Here is a 15318-nt window from a genome sequence, read left to right as displayed (position 1 = left end):
AAGAGGCGGGATAAAATCCGGCGCAGCGGGACGAGCGTCGAACAGAGACCTGACATATCTGATGGCAAAACATCTCATTGACCGCGGCGCGCGCACTGCGCTGGCTCTTCTCGTCACCGCCGCGATCGCCGGCGGCGCGACTGCGCAAAATGCGCCTGCGCCGAAACCCGCACCCAAGGCAGCGCCGAAGGCCAGGGACGCCGGCGCGCAGAGCAATGCGGACAAGGGCCCGACGACCACGGGCGCCACCCAGGCACCGCCGGACCCGGTGATTCCCGATCCGCGCCGCAACGTGCCAGCCAACATCTTCCAGACCTTCGACGCCAATCAGAAGGCGCAGGCCGCCAAGGTCTCGGCCTATCTGTCGTCGCTGCAGACGCTGGTCGGGAATTTCGTCCAGGTCGGCCCAGACGGCACCAAGACCAAGGGCGATTTCTACATCCAGAAGCCCGGCAAGCTGCGCTTCGAATATGACAATCCGAGCACCATCGAGGTGATCGCCGACGGCTCGTCGGTCGCGGTGCGCGACCGCAGGCTCGCCACCCAGGACATCTATCCGTTGTCGCAGACCCCGCTGCGCTATCTGCTGTCGGACCGCATCGACCTGATGAAGGACACCAACGTCGTCAGCGTCACCGCCGACGACGTGTTCGTCAGCATCACGATCGAGGAGAAGCAGGCGCTGGTCGGCACCAGCCGCTTCCTGCTGATGATCGGCGCCAAGGACGGCAAGCTCAAGCAGTGGACCGTCACCGACCCACAGGGCTACGACACGACGGTTGCGGTCTACAATCTCGACGCGACGCAGAAGCCGGATCCCGGACTGTTCAAGATCGACTTCACGACCTATCCGGGCTCATCGCCGGGATAGCCGTCTTGCGCAGGGATGGGTAGAGCGCTTGCTTGTGGACAAGGCGCCAACCCGCACCGCGAACCGTGCTAAGACGCACCTCTCATGCGGTTCTCCGTCACCACCTGGAACATCAATTCGGTGCGCCTGCGCATCGACATCGTCGCCAAATTCCTGAAGAGCGCGCGCCCGGATGTGCTGTGCCTGCAGGAGACCAAATGCATCGACGATGCGTTTCCGCTGAAGCGCTTCAAGCGGCTCGGCTACGAGCACGTCGCGCTGAACGGCCAGAAGGGCTATCACGGCGTCGCCATCGTCTCGCGCCTGCCGTTCGAGACCACGGACATCCGGACGTTCTGCGACAAGATCGACTCGCGGCACATATCAGTATCCTTCGGTGAGAAGGCGCAGCTTTCAAAGCCGCTGGTGCTGCATAATTTCTACGTGCCGGCCGGCGGCGACATTCCCGATCCCGCGCTCAATCCGAAGTTCGAGCACAAGCTGCAATTCCTCGACGAGATGAAGAGTTGCGAGCCGCTGCACCCGCGCGGCGACGACCGCCACATCCTGGTCGGCGACCTCAACGTCGCGCCGCACGAGAACGACGTGTGGTCGCATAAGCAGCTGCTGAAGGTGGTCTCGCACACGCCGGTCGAGACCGAGAAGCTGCTCGCAGCGCAGGCGCATGGCGAATGGTTCGACATCGCGCGCGAGCGGATTCCGATGTCGGAGAAAGTCTACACCTGGTGGAGCTATCGCGCCGCGGACTGGACCGTCGGCGACCGCGGCCGCCGGCTCGATCACATCTGGGTCTCGCGCGCGCTGAAGGATCAGGTCAGCGACTTCAAGATCACCCGCGACGCCCGCAGCTGGGAGCGGCCGTCGGATCACGTGCCGGTCACGGCGGTGATGGAGGTTTAAGCCGTCGTCAGCTTAAGCACCGTCATCCTCAGGGTGACGGGTCAATAGACGGCAGCTACGTACTCAGCTTCCCGCCCGCTATCAGGATGTCGCTAGCCAGCTGGCTGGTGCGTAGCGCGAGTTCGTCGCGCAGACGGCGGGCGGCGGCCGGGTCGCTTTCCAGCACGCGCTGGAACAGGCTGCGCGCGACGCGGATCACCGAGCCGCGCTCCAGCGCGGTCGCCGTTGAGGGCCGCTTCATCGCTACGATCAGTGCGAGCTCGCCGATCAGCGCGCCAGGGCCGGCGATGATCTCGGCGCCGCCTTCCTCGACGCGGAAGGTGCCGCGCTGCACGACGTAGCCGGCGTCCGCCGTGTCACCGGTCTTGAACAGCACCTCGCCTGCGTTGAAGTCACGTTGCTCGGAGCCGATCGCCAGCATGCGCAAGGAGCTGTCGCCCAGCAGACGCATCGTCGGAACCCGCTCGAGCAGGGCTACGTCATCATCGATCGACATTCAGGGCCGGTAACCGCGGTGCGCCTCGATTTCACGAATCGTTGAGCGCGAAGCGTATCACGGCACCAGCTTGTAGCCACCGGCTTCCGTGACCAGGATTTCCGGGTTGGCGGCGTCCTTCTCGATCTTCTGGCGCAGGCGGTAGATGTGGGTTTCCAGCGTGTGGGTGGTGACACCGGAATTGTAGCCCCAGACTTCCTGGAGCAGGGTCTCGCGCGACACCGGCATCTGGCCGGCGCGGTAGAGGAAGCGCAGGATGGCGGTTTCCTTCTCGGTCAGCCGCACCTTGCGGGCATTGGCGCCGGTGAGCATCTTCGAGCCGGGCCGGAACGAGTAGGGGCCGACCGAGAACACCGCGTCCTCGCTGGCCTCGTGTTGGCGCAGCTGCGCGCGAATCCGGGCCAGCAGCACTGCGAAGCGGAAGGGCTTCGCCACGTAGTCGTTGGCGCCGCTTTCCAGTCCGAGGATGGTGTCGGAATCGGTGTCATGGCCGGTCAGCATGATGATCGGGGCCTTGAAGCCGCCCTTGCGCAGGCTGCGGACCACTTCGCGGCCGTCGGTGTCGGGCAGGCCAACGTCCATCAGGACCAGATCGGGAGAATTGGCTTTGGCGGCAGTGGCGCCCTTGGCGCCGGTGTCGACTGCAGAGGCTTCGAATTCCTCGTGCAGGGACAGCTGCTCGACCAGCGTATCGCGCAGATCGGTATCGTCATCCACGATCAAGATCTTGCGGGCATTGGCCATAGGTACAATCCTTCGGGGGCGGGGCGGTCAGAAGCGGGGCGCGCTTTTGGCCGTAGCGTCGGCTAGATACGTGCTCAGGTAGGCCATCGTTACCGATTCACAAGGCAACGCAGTCTACCTCAAATCCGGCGGGGCAGGGCGTGAATGTCCTGTAATGCCGGGAGATAGAATGTTTGGGGCTTCCAAGGCAAGTTCAGTTTTGAACGATTCTTAAAGGAAGATCAGCCATTTCAATCACTTATATGACAGCGAAACGTGATCGCCCGCTCTCTGCCATCGAGGTCCACGGCGCCGCCGGCGACCCGCGCCGGGGCTGGCTGACCGCCGATGGCTGGACCGTTCCGGTGGCGCTCGGACGCGGCGGAATCCTCGCCAACAAGCGCGAAGGCGACGGCGGCACGCCGCGCGGCATCTTCCATCCCAGGCAGCTGTGGTGGCGCGCCGACCGGCACCGTCGCCCCGTGACCTTGCTGCCGGCCCGACCGATCCGTCGCGAGGACGCCTGGTGCGAGGATCCGGCCGACCGGCATTACAACCAGCCGATCCGGCTCGACCGGGAGCAGAGCGGCGACCGCCTGACCCGCGAGGATCATCTTTACGACTTCATCGTGGAGATCGATCACAACGCTACGCCGCGCATCGCCGGCCGCGGCAGCGCCGTGTTCCTGCATCTGGCGCGCCCGAATTTCGCCCCGACCGCGGGCTGTGTCTCGATGACCAAGGCGTCGATGCTGCGGCTGCTGCGGCGGATGTCGCCAAAGACAAAGATCATCATCGGGTAAAGTTCTGGAATGGCTGAGCATCGGTTTTCCCACGCGACAGACACGACGCGCTTGTGCTGAGATCATGCGCAACACAGAAAATTCCCGCAGGGACGAAATCGCATGCTCGACAACAACCAGATCGCCGCCGCCGCCAAGGTCCTGCACGATCACTGGCACGCGGGAACGAAACTCGCCGCGCTCGACGGCGCCATGCGGCCGCGCGACCGTGCCGAGGGTTACGCGGTGCAGGCTCAGCTGGAAAAGACATCGCGCGAAAAACTGTTCGGCTGGAAGATCGCGGCAACCAGCGCGGCCGGCCAGAAGCATATCAATGTCGCAGGCCCGCTGGCCGGGCGCATCCTCGCCGAGACGTTAATCGCAGATGGCGGCACTGCATCGATGAAGGGCAACGCGATGCGCGTCGGCGAACCGGAATACGCCTTCCGCATGGCGCGTGATCTCGCGCCGCGCGCGACACCATTCAGTGTGCAGGAAGTGCTAGATGCCGTCGGCACGCTGCATCCCGCAATCGAGATCCCGGACTCACGTTTCGCCGATTTCGTCTCCGCCGGCGAGGCGCAACTGATCGCCGACAATGCCTGCGCGCATCTGTTCGTGCTCGGACCTGCAACGTCGGCCGACTGGCGGGCGATCGATCTGGTCGAGGAGCGCCCGACCATCACGCTGCGCGGCGAGCGCTACATTGGTCACGGCAAGAACGTGCTCGGCGATCCCCGTATGGCGCTCGCCTGGTGCGCGAACGAGCTGCGCGCGCTCGGGCTGACGTTACGGGCAGGAGAGGTCGTCACCACCGGCACCTGCCATCCGCCGCTGCCGATCCAGGCGGGCGATGTGTTCGCAGCCGATTTCGGCGCGATCGGGAAAGTGTCGGTGAAGTTCGCGTAAGTCGTGCTCACCGCACAACTGACGTCGTCCGCGTCCCGAAGATCGCCGAGCCGACCCGCACATGGGTCGCGCCCATCTGGATCGCGACCGCGAAATCCGCGCTCATGCCCATCGACAGATTCTTCAGCCCGTTGCGCGCGGCGATCTTGGCGCACAGCGCGAAATGCGGTGCCGGGGCCTGGTCGACCGGCGGGATGCACATCAGTCCTGAAATCTGCAGGCCATAGGTGTCGCGGCATGCTGCGATGAAGGTATCCGCATCCTGCGGCGCGACGCCGGCCTTCTGCGGCTCCTCGCCGGTATTGATCTGGACGAACAGCTCGGGATGCCTGCCCTGATTTTTGATTTCCTTGGCTAACGCTTCGCAAATGCTGACGCGGTCGACTGAATGGATCGCATCGAACAGCGTGACCGCCTCCTTGGCCTTGTTCGACTGCAACGGTCCGATCAGATGCAGCTGCAGTCCGGGGTTCGCCTGGATCAATTCCGGCCACTTGCCCTTGGCCTCCTGCACGCGGTTTTCGCCAAATACGCGCTGGCCGGCGCGAATAATCGGCAAAATTGCGTCGGCTGCGAATGTCTTCGACACCGCGATCAGGGTCACCGACGCGCGATCGCGCCGCGCTTCCTTGCAGGCATGGGCGATCTCCCGCTCCACGGCGGCGAGGCCAGAGGCCGGGTCATGTGGTGAATCAGCCGATAACGGCGCGGTCGGGCTTTGTGTCATGCTTGTGCCGTTCTCTGACAGGCGCGGGGGGTTGGCTCGAATTTTACCAAATTCGGGAAAGGCTTTTTGAAGCCCTTCACCCTACCTTGCGCCCGGGCAAGGGACCAGAATGTCGGGCGTCACTTTCAACCGTAACCGGGTCAGACTCAAGAAGGTTCTGGGCATTCGTGCCCGGCTCGCGTTGCTTGCGGTGATGCTGGTCGCGCCCTTGATGCTCGATCGCGTCCGCACGCTGGAGAATTTCCGCTCGACGCAGATCGCGCAGGCCGCGGCAGGCTATGCCAACCTCACCGCGCATGCCGCCGAAACCCAGCGCGAGGTGGTCTCCTCGGTCGAGACCATGCTGAAATCGGCCGCCTATATCCGCGCCTCCGGCGGCATCGGGCAGAGCTGCGAGGTGCTGCGCGCCAGCCTACCGACGATCCTGCCATGGATCCGCAGCATCATGTTCGTCTCCAGGGACGGCCTGGTGCAATGTTCGACGCTCAACAGCCAGGTCGGACTCAATCTCGGCGACCGCGAATATTTCAAGAAGGCGCAGGACAACCGCGGCTTCGTGTTCAGCGACTATCTGCGCGGCAGGACCAACGGCCGCCCGATGATGATGGCTGCCTATCCGGTGGCCGCGATCAATCCGGAGCTCGACTCCATCGTCGTCGCCGGCATCAACATTGACTGGCTGTCGCAGATCATGGCCAATCTCGGCGGCCAGCCCGGCATGTCGGCCGTGCTGGTCGACTCGACCGGCGTCGTGGTCGCAGCCCCCGCCGATCATGCGAGCCTGATCGGCCGCTCGCTCGACAGCATCCCCCTGATGTCGGCGATCGCGGAGAAGGCACTGAGCTACGACGAGCCGTCGGGCTCGGTGTCGTTCACGGCATCCGATGGCGCGCAGCGCACGCTGAGCTTTGCCCGCATCGCCGGAACGCAGTCCCGCCTCATCGTAAGCATGGATGAGGCCAAGGTAACGGCGGCGATCAGCCGCGAGATCCGCACCGCCTATCTGCAGCTCGGCTTCGTCTGTCTTTTCGTTTTGCTGGGTGCTCTCGTCGGTGCCGAGCGGCTGGTGATCCACCCGATCGAGCTGATGACCAGCATGGCGCGGCGGTTCGGCGAGGGCGACTGGACCGCGCGCGTCGCCAAACACAAGCTGCCCTCGGAATTCGTGCCGCTGGCGCGCGCCTTCAACGCGATGGCGGCGCAGCTCAGCCAGCGCGAGCGCGAGCTCGTCGCCTCCAACGATCGCCTCACCGTGATGGCCTCGATCGATGCTCTGTCCGGCCTTGCCAACCGCCGCGGCTTCCAGAGCCGGCTCGATTTCGAGTGGATGCGGGCGCAGCAATATGAGTGCGAGCTGTCGTTGATGATGATCGATGTCGATCACTTCAAGCTCTACAACGACACCTACGGCCATCCCGAAGGCGACGCCTGCCTGACCCGGATCGGCGAGACGCTGTCGGGCATCGCCGCCGACACCATGGGCTTCGCCGGCCGCTACGGCGGCGAGGAATTCTGCTTGTTGCTGCCGAATACCGATGCCGCGCATGCGCTGGCGATCGGCGAGACTGTCCGCACTGCGGTGCTCGGCCTCGCCGTGCCGCACGCCCCCTCGAGCCATTGCGTCGTCACCGTCAGCGTCGGCGTCGCCACGACAAAGCCGAACGAGACCCAGCGCCCCGGCGACCTGATCGAAGCCGCCGACGCCGCCCTCTACGCCGCCAAGCGCCGCGGCAGGAATGCCGTGATCGAGCACGGCTTCCTGCAGACGCTGGATGAAGCGGGGATGGCGCTGGCGAGTTGAGCGTTTCGCCGTGCAGGGCGAAGAATTGAGCAATTCTATCCACGAGAAGCACGATTACGGGGGTCGCTTGTCGGGGTCATGCCATTTGGTGCGGCGAGGCGCTCCCTTAGACGTGGCACCGCGAAGTCGAGAAACGCGCGCAATTTGGCCGGCATGAAGCGATTTGGCGAATACACGAAGTTGACGGGTTGCGGCGGCGGCTGGAAATCCTGCAGAAGCGGAATCAGCTGCCTCGAGCTTATCGAATCGGCGAGGAGATAAGAGAACGCCTCGGTGATTCCGAGGCCTTCGCGTGCAGCATCGCACGCCGACTCGAGATTGCTCGCAATGAAGCGCGACCGAACGGGCACCACATAATCGGTCCTGTCTCGTTTGAATCTCCATGTGGATGGCGACTGCATCGGCGGATAGCTGATGCAATCGTGCACCTGGAGGTCGTCAGGCGATTTGGGCGTTCCGCGAGCTTCCAAATATTCCGCGCTGGCGCAAACCACGCGGTGGATTTGCCCCACACGGACCGCGATCAGGCTGCTGTCAGCCAGTTCGCCAACGCGAAGCGCAACGTCAATGTGCTCTTCCAAGAGATTGACCGTCCGATCCTCTAGATTGAGATGAACGTCCACTTCGGGGAAGGTCATCAGGAACTCTGACAGAATCGGCTGCAGACATGAGCGCCCGAGCGCGACCAGCGTCGAAACGCTCAGCTCTCCTCGCGGTGTTTTGTACTCGCCGGAAACAGCCCGCTCGGCCTCCGCGACGTCGGCGAGGATTCGCTTTGCTGCGGCAATGTAGGAGATCCCCGCGTCGGTCGGCACGAATGCGCGCGTCGACCGATTGAACAGCTTCGTGCGAAGATGCGCCTCCAGCTCCGACACCTTGCGGCTCACAGTCGCCAGCGGCATTTTCCGGCGACGGGCCGCAGCAGTCAGGCTTCCGGCTTCGGCCACTGCCAGGACGATCGACATTCCTTCGAAGCGATCCATGTTGCTTCCAGTTTTTGGAAGAATGTTTCTCGATATTGCCAGATACCGATCAATTTCGGAAGGGCTTATCCATCACCGCCAAGCAGCGAAGGATTTGCATCATGTCACAGCCAGCTAACGACGACGCGATCGACTTCTTCGAGATCGACGGGGATATCACGCTCAGACGCATGGTTCTGCGCAACGCGAAGCCGAAGGGGGCCGTTCTCCTCCTGCATGGGTTTCCGGAAACGCTGTATGCCTGGAAGGATATCGCCGAGGCTTTGGCTGACGACTACGAGGTCCACGCTTTCGACTGGCCAGGTTACGGCCTGTCAGCGAGGCCAACGGCCGACAGGTTTTCCTATGCGCCAAAGGACTACGCGCGTGTTCTCGATCGATACATCGGTAAGGCGGGCATCGACACATCGAAGCTCGCAATCTACGCAACCGATATCGGAGCGCTGCCGGCGCTTCTGTTGGCCGTGGAAAAACCCGATATCGCAAGGACGATCATCGTGGGCGATTTCGCCCCGTTCAACCGGCCCCAGTTCATGTATGCGAGCCTGCAGGCCCTGAAGGCCGGGCCTGCGATGGACCAGGTCCGCGCCGCCCTGAACAGCAATCGCGACGAGATCCTGGAAAACACCTTCACGCGAGGTTTGCCCAAGGAAGCGCATTTTGAGGTCGCGCGTGAATTCAAGGACGACATGTCCCGGGCATGGACCCATGGAGCGATGACGACCGCGGACGCGTTCTCCCACTATTACTCGCACTTTACGCGAGACCAGGATCACTTCGAATCGCAGCTGGCGCGGCTCAAGACACCCGTGAAAGTGGTTTGGGGCGAGGACGATCTCTACATCAACAAGGCGATGGGAGTGGAGTTCGCCGCAAGGCTGCATGCGGAGCTGACCCTTCTTCCCGGCATTGGCCATTTTCCCCATTTGCAAGACCCAACGCGGGCCATCGATGAGGTTCGTGCCGCCTTCCGATGAGCCGCCAGCGGCTGCGCGTTGAGCTGAAGTTCGACGCGCCGGTCTGCTGTACTCACGGCAAATCGATTGAACCGACAAGGCAACGTTCGCCTATGTTCTCCCAACGAGTTCACCGGTCGCCTGAGTGACATGACAGAGGGGAGATAGCATGAAATTCGTATCTGCCGCCGCATTGGCACTTGTGGGCTGCCTTGTCGGCTTCAATTCCGCAAGCGCACAAGGAGCCGCCATGAAGACAACGCCGACAACCAAGATTCTTGCCATTGGGACCATCAATCCCGGCTTTGAACAATCGCAGGTGTTTGCTGTCCTGCCGGATGAAGTTCGGGAAACTGCCGACCTCTACCTCGATGGCAAGATCGAGCAGTGGTACTCGCTGCAGGGGGAAAAGCGGGGCGTTGCGTTCATCATCAACGCCACCGATCCAGCTGTCGCCCACGACATGCTCGAGAAGCTGCCGTTGGGTAAAGCACATATGATGAGCTTCGAACTGATCCCCATTGGCCCGCTCAACCCGCTTCGCTTCCTGCAGGGCATGCAGCCGAAACCCTGAGATATGCAGGGCCTTGCTCGGACGTGATACGCGGGTGCCAGGGTGAAAATCGCGCCCCATACTGGGTCACCGATCAAGCCGGGCGACGACACCGGATGGGTTCCGGACGGGCTGCCCTGCGGCGACCCTTCAGCCCGGCCCTCCCTCCTCCGCACCGACCGCAGGCATGACCATTTGGCGGCCCCCAAGCCGTTGACCCCGCAGGCGCTTTTGTGGCCTAGTCCGCCGTCCCCGGATGGGACCCGAAAATCACCCAAAGCCACCCAGAATCCCTGCGATTTCATGACCGCCGAACGCTACAACGCCCGTGAATCCGAACCCCGTTGGCAAGCCATCTGGGACGAAAAGGCGATCTTCGCCTCCAAGAACGACGATCCGCGGCCGAAATACTACGTGCTCGAGATGTTCCCGTACCCGTCGGGGCGCATCCATATCGGCCATGTCCGCAACTACACGCTCGGCGACGTGCTGGCCCGCTTCATGCGCGCCAAGGGCTTCAACGTGCTGCACCCGATGGGCTGGGACGCGTTCGGCCTGCCGGCGGAGAACGCCGCGATCGAGCGCAAGGTGGCGCCGAAGGCCTGGACCTACGACAACATCGCCGCGATGAAGAAGCAGCTCAAGTCGATCGGGCTGTCGCTCGACTGGAGCCGCGAATTCGCGACCTGCGACCCCAGCTACTACAAGCATCAGCAGAAGATGTTCCTGGACATGCTGCGCGCCGGCCTCGCCGAGCGCGAGAAGCGCAAGCTGAACTGGGATCCGGTCGACATGACCGTGCTCGCCAACGAGCAGGTGATCGACGGCCGCGGCTGGCGCTCGGGCGCCGTTGTTGAACAACGGGAAATGAGCCAATGGGTCTTCAAGATCACGAAGTACTCGCAGGAACTGCTCGACGCGCTGGACGGTCTGGACCGCTGGCCCGACAAGGTGCGGCTGATGCAGCGCAACTGGATCGGCCGCTCCGAGGGCCTGTTGATCCGCTTTGCGCTGGATGCGGCGACCACGCCGGCCGGCGAGACCGAGCTGAAGATCTTCACGACGCGACCGGACACGCTGTTCGGCGCCAAGTTCATGGCGATCTCGGCGGATCATCCACTGGCGCAGGCGGCCGCCGCGAAGAACCCGAAGCTCGCCGAGTTCATCGCCGACATCAAGAAGATCGGCACCGCACAGTCGATCATCGACACCGCCGAGAAGCAGGGTTTCGACACCGGCATCAAGGCGGTGCATCCGTTCGATCCGAGCTGGAAGCTGCCGGTCTATGTCGCAAACTTCGTGCTGATGGAATACGGCACCGGCGCCATCTTCGGCTGCCCGGCGCATGACCAGCGCGACCTCGACTTCGTCAACAAATACGGCCTCGGCAACGTGCCGGTGGTCTGCCCCGAGGGCCAGGACCCGAAGACGTTTTTCATCACCGACACCGCCTATGACGGCGACGGCCGCATGATCAATTCGCGCTTCCTCGACGGCATGACGATCGACGCGGCCAAGGAAGAGGTTGCGAAGCGTCTGGAGAGCGAACTGCGCGGCAACGCACCCGTCGCCGAGCGGCAGGTCAATTTCCGCCTGCGGGACTGGGGCATTTCACGCCAGCGCTATTGGGGTTGCCCGATTCCGGTGATCCACTGCCCGAAGTGCGACGTGGTGCCGGTGCCCGACGACCAGCTGCCGGTAACGCTGCCGGAGGATGTCAGCTTCGACAAGCCGGGCAACGCGCTCGATCATCATCCGACCTGGAAACACGTCACTTGCCCGAAGTGCGGCGGCAAGGCGGTGCGCGAGACCGACACGATGGACACCTTCGTGGACTCGTCGTGGTACTTCGCGCGCTTCACCGATCCGTGGAACGCGACCGCGCCGACCACGCCCGCGGTGGCCGACCGGATGATGCCGGTCGACCAGTATATCGGCGGCGTCGAGCACGCGATCCTGCATCTGCTCTACAGCCGCTTCTTCACCCGCGCGATGAAGGCCACCGGCCACATCGACATGAGTGAGCCGTTCGCCGGCATGTTCACCCAGGGCATGGTGGTGCACGAGACCTACCAGAAGGCCGACGGCGGCTGGGTCACGCCGGCCGAGGTGAAGATCGAGGTCGGCGGCAACGGCCGCCGCGCGGTGCTGCTGGCGACCGGCGAGGACATCGCGATCGGCCCGATCGAGAAGATGTCGAAGTCGAAGAAGAACACCGTCGACCCCGACGACATCATCGCGAGCTACGGCGCCGACGTCGCGCGCTGGTTCATGCTGTCGGATTCGCCGCCGGACCGCGACGTGATCTGGAGCGACGAGCGCGTCCAGGGCGCCGCCCGCTTCGTCCAGCGGCTGTGGCGGCTGGTGAATGAATCGGCCGAGATTGCCAAATCGGCGCCGGCGGCCCGGCCGGCCAGTTTCGGGCCCGAGGCGCTGGCGTTGCGCAAGGCGGCCCATGGCGCCCTCGACAAGGTGTCGTCCGGCATCGAGCGGCTGCATTTCAACGTCTGCCTCGCCCATATCCGCGAGTTCGCCAACGCGCTGGCCGAGGTGCTGGCCCAAGAAGCTGGATCGGGCGACAAGCCGGCGCCGGATGTCGCCTGGGCGGTTAAGGAGGCCGCGACCATCCTGGTCCAGCTGTTCTCGCCGATGATGCCGCATCTGGCCGAGGAGTGCTGGGTGGTGCTGGGCCAATCCGGGCTGGTTTCCGAGGCCGATTGGCCGCAAATCGAACGCGATTTGCTGGTCGAAGACAGCGTGACCCTGGTCGTCCAGGTCAACGGTAAAAAACGAGGTGATGTTACCGTGCCACGGGCGGCGCAAAATGCGGATATAGAGGCTGCCGTTTTGGCGCTCGATGCGGTAAAAGCCGCACTGGGCGGCAAACCCGTCCGCAAGGTGATCGTGGTGCCCATGAGGATCGTCAATGTTGTCGGCTAGGATCAGGATCGCCGCCCGGCTCGTGGCCGTGGCAGCCTTGGCCGCGCTGACGGCCGGTTGCTTCCAGCCGATGTATGCCGAGCGCACCCTCGATGGTCAGTCGTCCGCCTTGCGCGAAAAGCTGATGAGCGTCGAGGTTCCGCCGGTCGACAAGCCGAACGCCTCCCGCGAGGCCCGGGTCGGCGTCGAGGTCCGCAACGCCCTCGCCTTCAAGCTCTATGGCACCGCCACCGGCGCACCGCCGACGCACCGCCTGGTGCTCCGTTTCACCACCAGCCGCTCCTCGCTGATGATCGACCAGAACACGGCGTTGCCGACCAGCGAAAACTACGGCGTCGATGCCAACTTCAACTTGATCGAGATCGCGTCGAACAAGTCGGTCATGACCGGCAGCACGTTCTCGCGCGTGTCCTATGACATGCCGGGCTCCTACCAGCGCTTCGCCCGGGCCCGCGCCCTCCGCGACGCCGAGGACCGCGCCGCGCAGGAGATCGCCGACAACATCCAGACCCGCCTCGCCTCGTTCTTCTCCTCCGGAACCTAAGCCACCGATGTCATTTCAGGGCGTACGGGGCACGAACCCGGAATCTCGATCCATCATCTCCAGATTCCGGGTTCGCCTCTGACGAGGCGCCCGGAATGACAGTTAGGCTAGATGGTCGCACTTCGCGGAAAAGAGATCGACAGTTTCCTCGCCCGGCCTGACGCCGGTCGCCCGATCATCCTGCTTTACGGTCCGGACCTCGGCCTGGTGCGCGAGCGCGCCGATGCGCTGATGGCCTCGGCCGTCGACGATCCCAATGATCCATTCTCGCTGGTCCGGCTCGACGGCGACGAACTCGCCGCCGAACCGTCGCGGCTGGTCGACGAGGCCATGACGGTGCCGCTGTTCGGCGGCCGCCGCGCCATCCGGGTCCGCGCCGGCTCGCGCAATTTCGCAAGCGGCGTCGAGACGCTGACCGAGACCACCGCGCTCAGGGATTGCCGCATCGTGATCGAGGCCGGCGAGCTCAGGCCGGAATCGCCGCTGCGCAAGATCTGCGAGCGCGCCAAGAATGCGGTCGCGATCGGCTGCTATCCCGACACCGAACGCGATCTCACCAAGCTGATCGAGGACGAGCTGCGCGTCTCCAACCTGCGGCTTGCGAGCGATGCACGCGCGGTGCTGATGTCGCTGCTCGGCGGCGACCGCATGGCCTCCCGCAACGAGCTGCGCAAGCTCGCGCTGTTCGCGCACGGCAAGGGCGAGATCACGCTCGACGACGTCATGACCGTGGTCTCCGACGCCTCCGAGCTGAAGCTCGATCCGATCGTCGACGGCGCCTTCGCCGGCAACGCCGCGCTGGTGGAAAGCGAGTTCACCAAGGCGATGGTCGCCGGCACCTATCCCGGCGTGATCATCTCGGCCGCGCAGCGACAGGCGGCGTGGCTGCATAAATCGGCGCTCGCGATCGCGGACGGCACGCCGGCGTCGACCGTGCTCGAGGGCGGATTTCCGCGGCTGCACTTCTCGCGCAAGCCGGCGGTCGAGATCGCGCTGCGCAATTTCACACCGCCGCGGCTCGTCAACGTGATCGATCAGCTCGCCACCGCAGCGCTCGACATGCGCAAGCAGGCCTCGCTTGCCGCCGTCATCGCGCAGCGCGCGCTGCTGTCGATCGCCGCGAATGCGAAGCGGCGGGCGTGACGCACGATACCGGCAAGGTGTCATTGCGAGCGAAGCAAAGCAATGACGTGGATGCGTGTCGGACGAACTAGCCGCCTTCCAGCCGCCGCACCACCTCGTCGAGCTGCTCGAGGTTGCGGTAGCTGATCTGGACGGTCCCGCCGGGATCGCGATGGCTCACCGTGACGGCAAGGCCGAGCGCATCGCTGACGCGCTTCTCCAGCGCCAGCGTATCGGCGTCCTTGTCGACCTTGGCCGCGGCGCTGCTCCGCGGCTTCTGCGGCTTGCGTTCCGGCACGCCCTCCTCATGCGCCAGCGCTTCGGCCTGGCGGACGTTGAGGCCCTCGGCGACGATGCGCTTCGCGGCGGTGAGCGGATCCGGCACGCCGATCAGCGCGCGGGCGTGGCCGGCGGAGAGGTCGCCCTTCGAGATCAGCGCCTGCACCTCGGCCGGCAGCTTGGTCAGCCGCATCATGTTGGCGACATGGCTGCGGCTCTTGCCGACGATCTTGGCGATGTCTTCCTGGCTGCGTTTGAACTCGTCGGCGAGCGCGTGGTAGCCCAGCGCCTCCTCCATCGCGTTGAGGTCTTCGCGCTGGACGTTCTCGATGATCATGATCTCGAGCGCGTCGGCATCATTGACCTCGACCGGCACGATCGGCACTTCGTGCAGGCCGGCGAGCTGCGAGGCGCGCCAGCGGCGTTCGCCGGCGATGATCTCGAAGCGGTCCTGCACGCCTTTGATGGCGCGCACCACGATCGGCTGGATCACGCCGCGCGCCTTGATCGACTCGGCGAGCTCGCCGAGCTCGGCGTCGGCGAAGCTGCGCCGCGGGTTGCGCGGGTTGGCCTTGAGGAATTCGATCGGCACCTTGCGCTGCGTGCGCGGCCGCTCGACATGCGCGGCCGCCTCGCCGCCGACATCTCCGATCAGGCTTGCCAGCCCGCGCCCCAGTCGCGAACGCGCTTCATCGGCCATTGTTGCGAGCTCCCTTGGATTCACACGCAATA

15 protein-coding genes are annotated in these 15318 nt (G+C 64.3%); 10 read left to right on the top strand and 5 right to left on the bottom strand.

Annotation, left to right across the window (positions count from 1 at the left end; genetic code table 11):
• Positions 1-61 precede the first annotated feature (61 nt).
• Positions 62-871, top strand: coding sequence for an outer membrane lipoprotein carrier protein LolA (locus AKN83_RS36095; RefSeq protein WP_050401308.1), 810 nt, complete (start codon positions 62-64; stop codon positions 869-871).
• A gap of 84 nt (positions 872-955) precedes the next feature.
• Positions 956-1771 carry an exodeoxyribonuclease III gene (locus tag AKN83_RS36090; protein WP_050401307.1) on the top strand — a complete coding sequence of 272 codons (816 nt, stop codon included), beginning with the start codon at positions 956-958 and terminating at the stop codon, positions 1769-1771.
• 55 nt (positions 1772-1826) lie between these two features.
• On the opposite strand, the gene AKN83_RS36085 is transcribed toward AKN83_RS36090, so the two are convergent.
• Together AKN83_RS36085 and AKN83_RS36080 are read right to left on the bottom strand one after the other, a co-directional pair.
• Positions 1827-2267, bottom strand: coding sequence for a Crp/Fnr family transcriptional regulator (locus tag AKN83_RS36085; protein ID WP_050401306.1), 441 nt, complete (start codon positions 2265-2267; stop codon positions 1827-1829).
• A 57-nt stretch (positions 2268-2324) separates the two neighbouring features.
• Entirely contained in the window at positions 2325-3011 is a 687-nt protein-coding gene (locus AKN83_RS36080) for a response regulator transcription factor (protein WP_016841446.1), read from the bottom strand.
• A gap of 242 nt (positions 3012-3253) precedes the next feature.
• On the opposite strand from AKN83_RS36080, the gene AKN83_RS36075 reads away from it, so the two are divergent.
• Together AKN83_RS36075 and AKN83_RS36070 are read left to right on the top strand one after the other, a co-directional pair.
• On the top strand, positions 3254-3793 hold the full coding sequence (locus AKN83_RS36075; protein ID WP_050401305.1) for a L,D-transpeptidase family protein: 540 nt from the start codon (positions 3254-3256) through the stop codon (positions 3791-3793).
• Between the two features lie 102 nt (positions 3794-3895).
• Positions 3896-4681: a 2-keto-4-pentenoate hydratase gene (locus AKN83_RS36070; protein ID WP_050401304.1), complete on the top strand. Its 786-nt coding sequence runs from the start codon at positions 3896-3898 to the stop codon at positions 4679-4681.
• A 7-nt stretch (positions 4682-4688) separates the two neighbouring features.
• Here the strand turns inward: AKN83_RS36070 and AKN83_RS36065 are convergent, their stop codons facing one another.
• Positions 4689-5408, bottom strand: a complete 720-nt coding sequence (locus tag AKN83_RS36065; protein ID WP_050401303.1) for a YggS family pyridoxal phosphate-dependent enzyme — start codon at positions 5406-5408, stop codon at positions 4689-4691.
• Between the two features lie 109 nt (positions 5409-5517).
• Between AKN83_RS36065 and AKN83_RS36060 the strand changes: the two genes are divergently transcribed.
• Positions 5518-7209: a sensor domain-containing diguanylate cyclase gene (locus tag AKN83_RS36060; protein WP_050401302.1), complete on the top strand. Its 1692-nt coding sequence runs from the start codon at positions 5518-5520 to the stop codon at positions 7207-7209.
• A gap of 35 nt (positions 7210-7244) precedes the next feature.
• Here the strand turns inward: AKN83_RS36060 and AKN83_RS36055 are convergent, their stop codons facing one another.
• The gene (locus AKN83_RS36055; protein WP_050401301.1) at positions 7245-8192 is read right to left on the bottom strand and encodes a LysR family transcriptional regulator; all 948 of its coding nucleotides are present in this window, start codon (positions 8190-8192) and stop codon (positions 7245-7247) included.
• A gap of 101 nt (positions 8193-8293) precedes the next feature.
• On the opposite strand from AKN83_RS36055, the gene AKN83_RS36050 reads away from it, so the two are divergent.
• From AKN83_RS36050 to holA, 5 genes are all read left to right on the top strand, one after another.
• On the top strand, positions 8294-9169 hold the full coding sequence (locus AKN83_RS36050; RefSeq protein WP_050401346.1) for an alpha/beta fold hydrolase: 876 nt from the start codon (positions 8294-8296) through the stop codon (positions 9167-9169).
• A 148-nt stretch (positions 9170-9317) separates the two neighbouring features.
• On the top strand, positions 9318-9722 hold the full coding sequence (locus AKN83_RS36045; protein WP_050401300.1) for a hypothetical protein: 405 nt from the start codon (positions 9318-9320) through the stop codon (positions 9720-9722).
• A gap of 282 nt (positions 9723-10004) precedes the next feature.
• The gene (gene leuS, locus AKN83_RS36040; RefSeq protein ID WP_050401299.1) at positions 10005-12641 is read left to right on the top strand and encodes a leucine--tRNA ligase; all 2637 of its coding nucleotides are present in this window, start codon (positions 10005-10007) and stop codon (positions 12639-12641) included.
• Complete coding sequence (gene lptE, locus AKN83_RS36035) at positions 12628-13185, top strand: LPS assembly lipoprotein LptE (protein ID WP_050401298.1); 558 nt, start codon at positions 12628-12630, stop codon at positions 13183-13185. Before leuS ends, lptE begins: the two co-directional genes overlap by 14 nt.
• A 111-nt stretch (positions 13186-13296) precedes the next feature.
• A complete protein-coding gene (gene holA / locus AKN83_RS36030; RefSeq protein ID WP_050401297.1) occupies positions 13297-14328 on the top strand; it encodes a DNA polymerase III subunit delta in 1032 nt (343 codons plus the stop codon).
• A 67-nt stretch (positions 14329-14395) separates the two neighbouring features.
• Here holA and AKN83_RS36025 read toward each other — a convergent pair whose 3' ends face one another.
• On the bottom strand, positions 14396-15286 hold the full coding sequence (locus AKN83_RS36025) for a ParB/RepB/Spo0J family partition protein (protein ID WP_050401296.1): 891 nt from the start codon (positions 15284-15286) through the stop codon (positions 14396-14398).
• Between the last annotated feature and the right edge of the window lie 32 nt (positions 15287-15318).

The organism is Bradyrhizobium embrapense (genome assembly GCF_001189235.2).
Taxonomy (GTDB): domain Bacteria; phylum Pseudomonadota; class Alphaproteobacteria; order Rhizobiales; family Xanthobacteraceae; genus Bradyrhizobium; species Bradyrhizobium embrapense.
The sequence above is the reverse complement of the archived record's forward strand: the minus strand, read 5'-3'. Positions and strand labels throughout refer to the sequence as shown.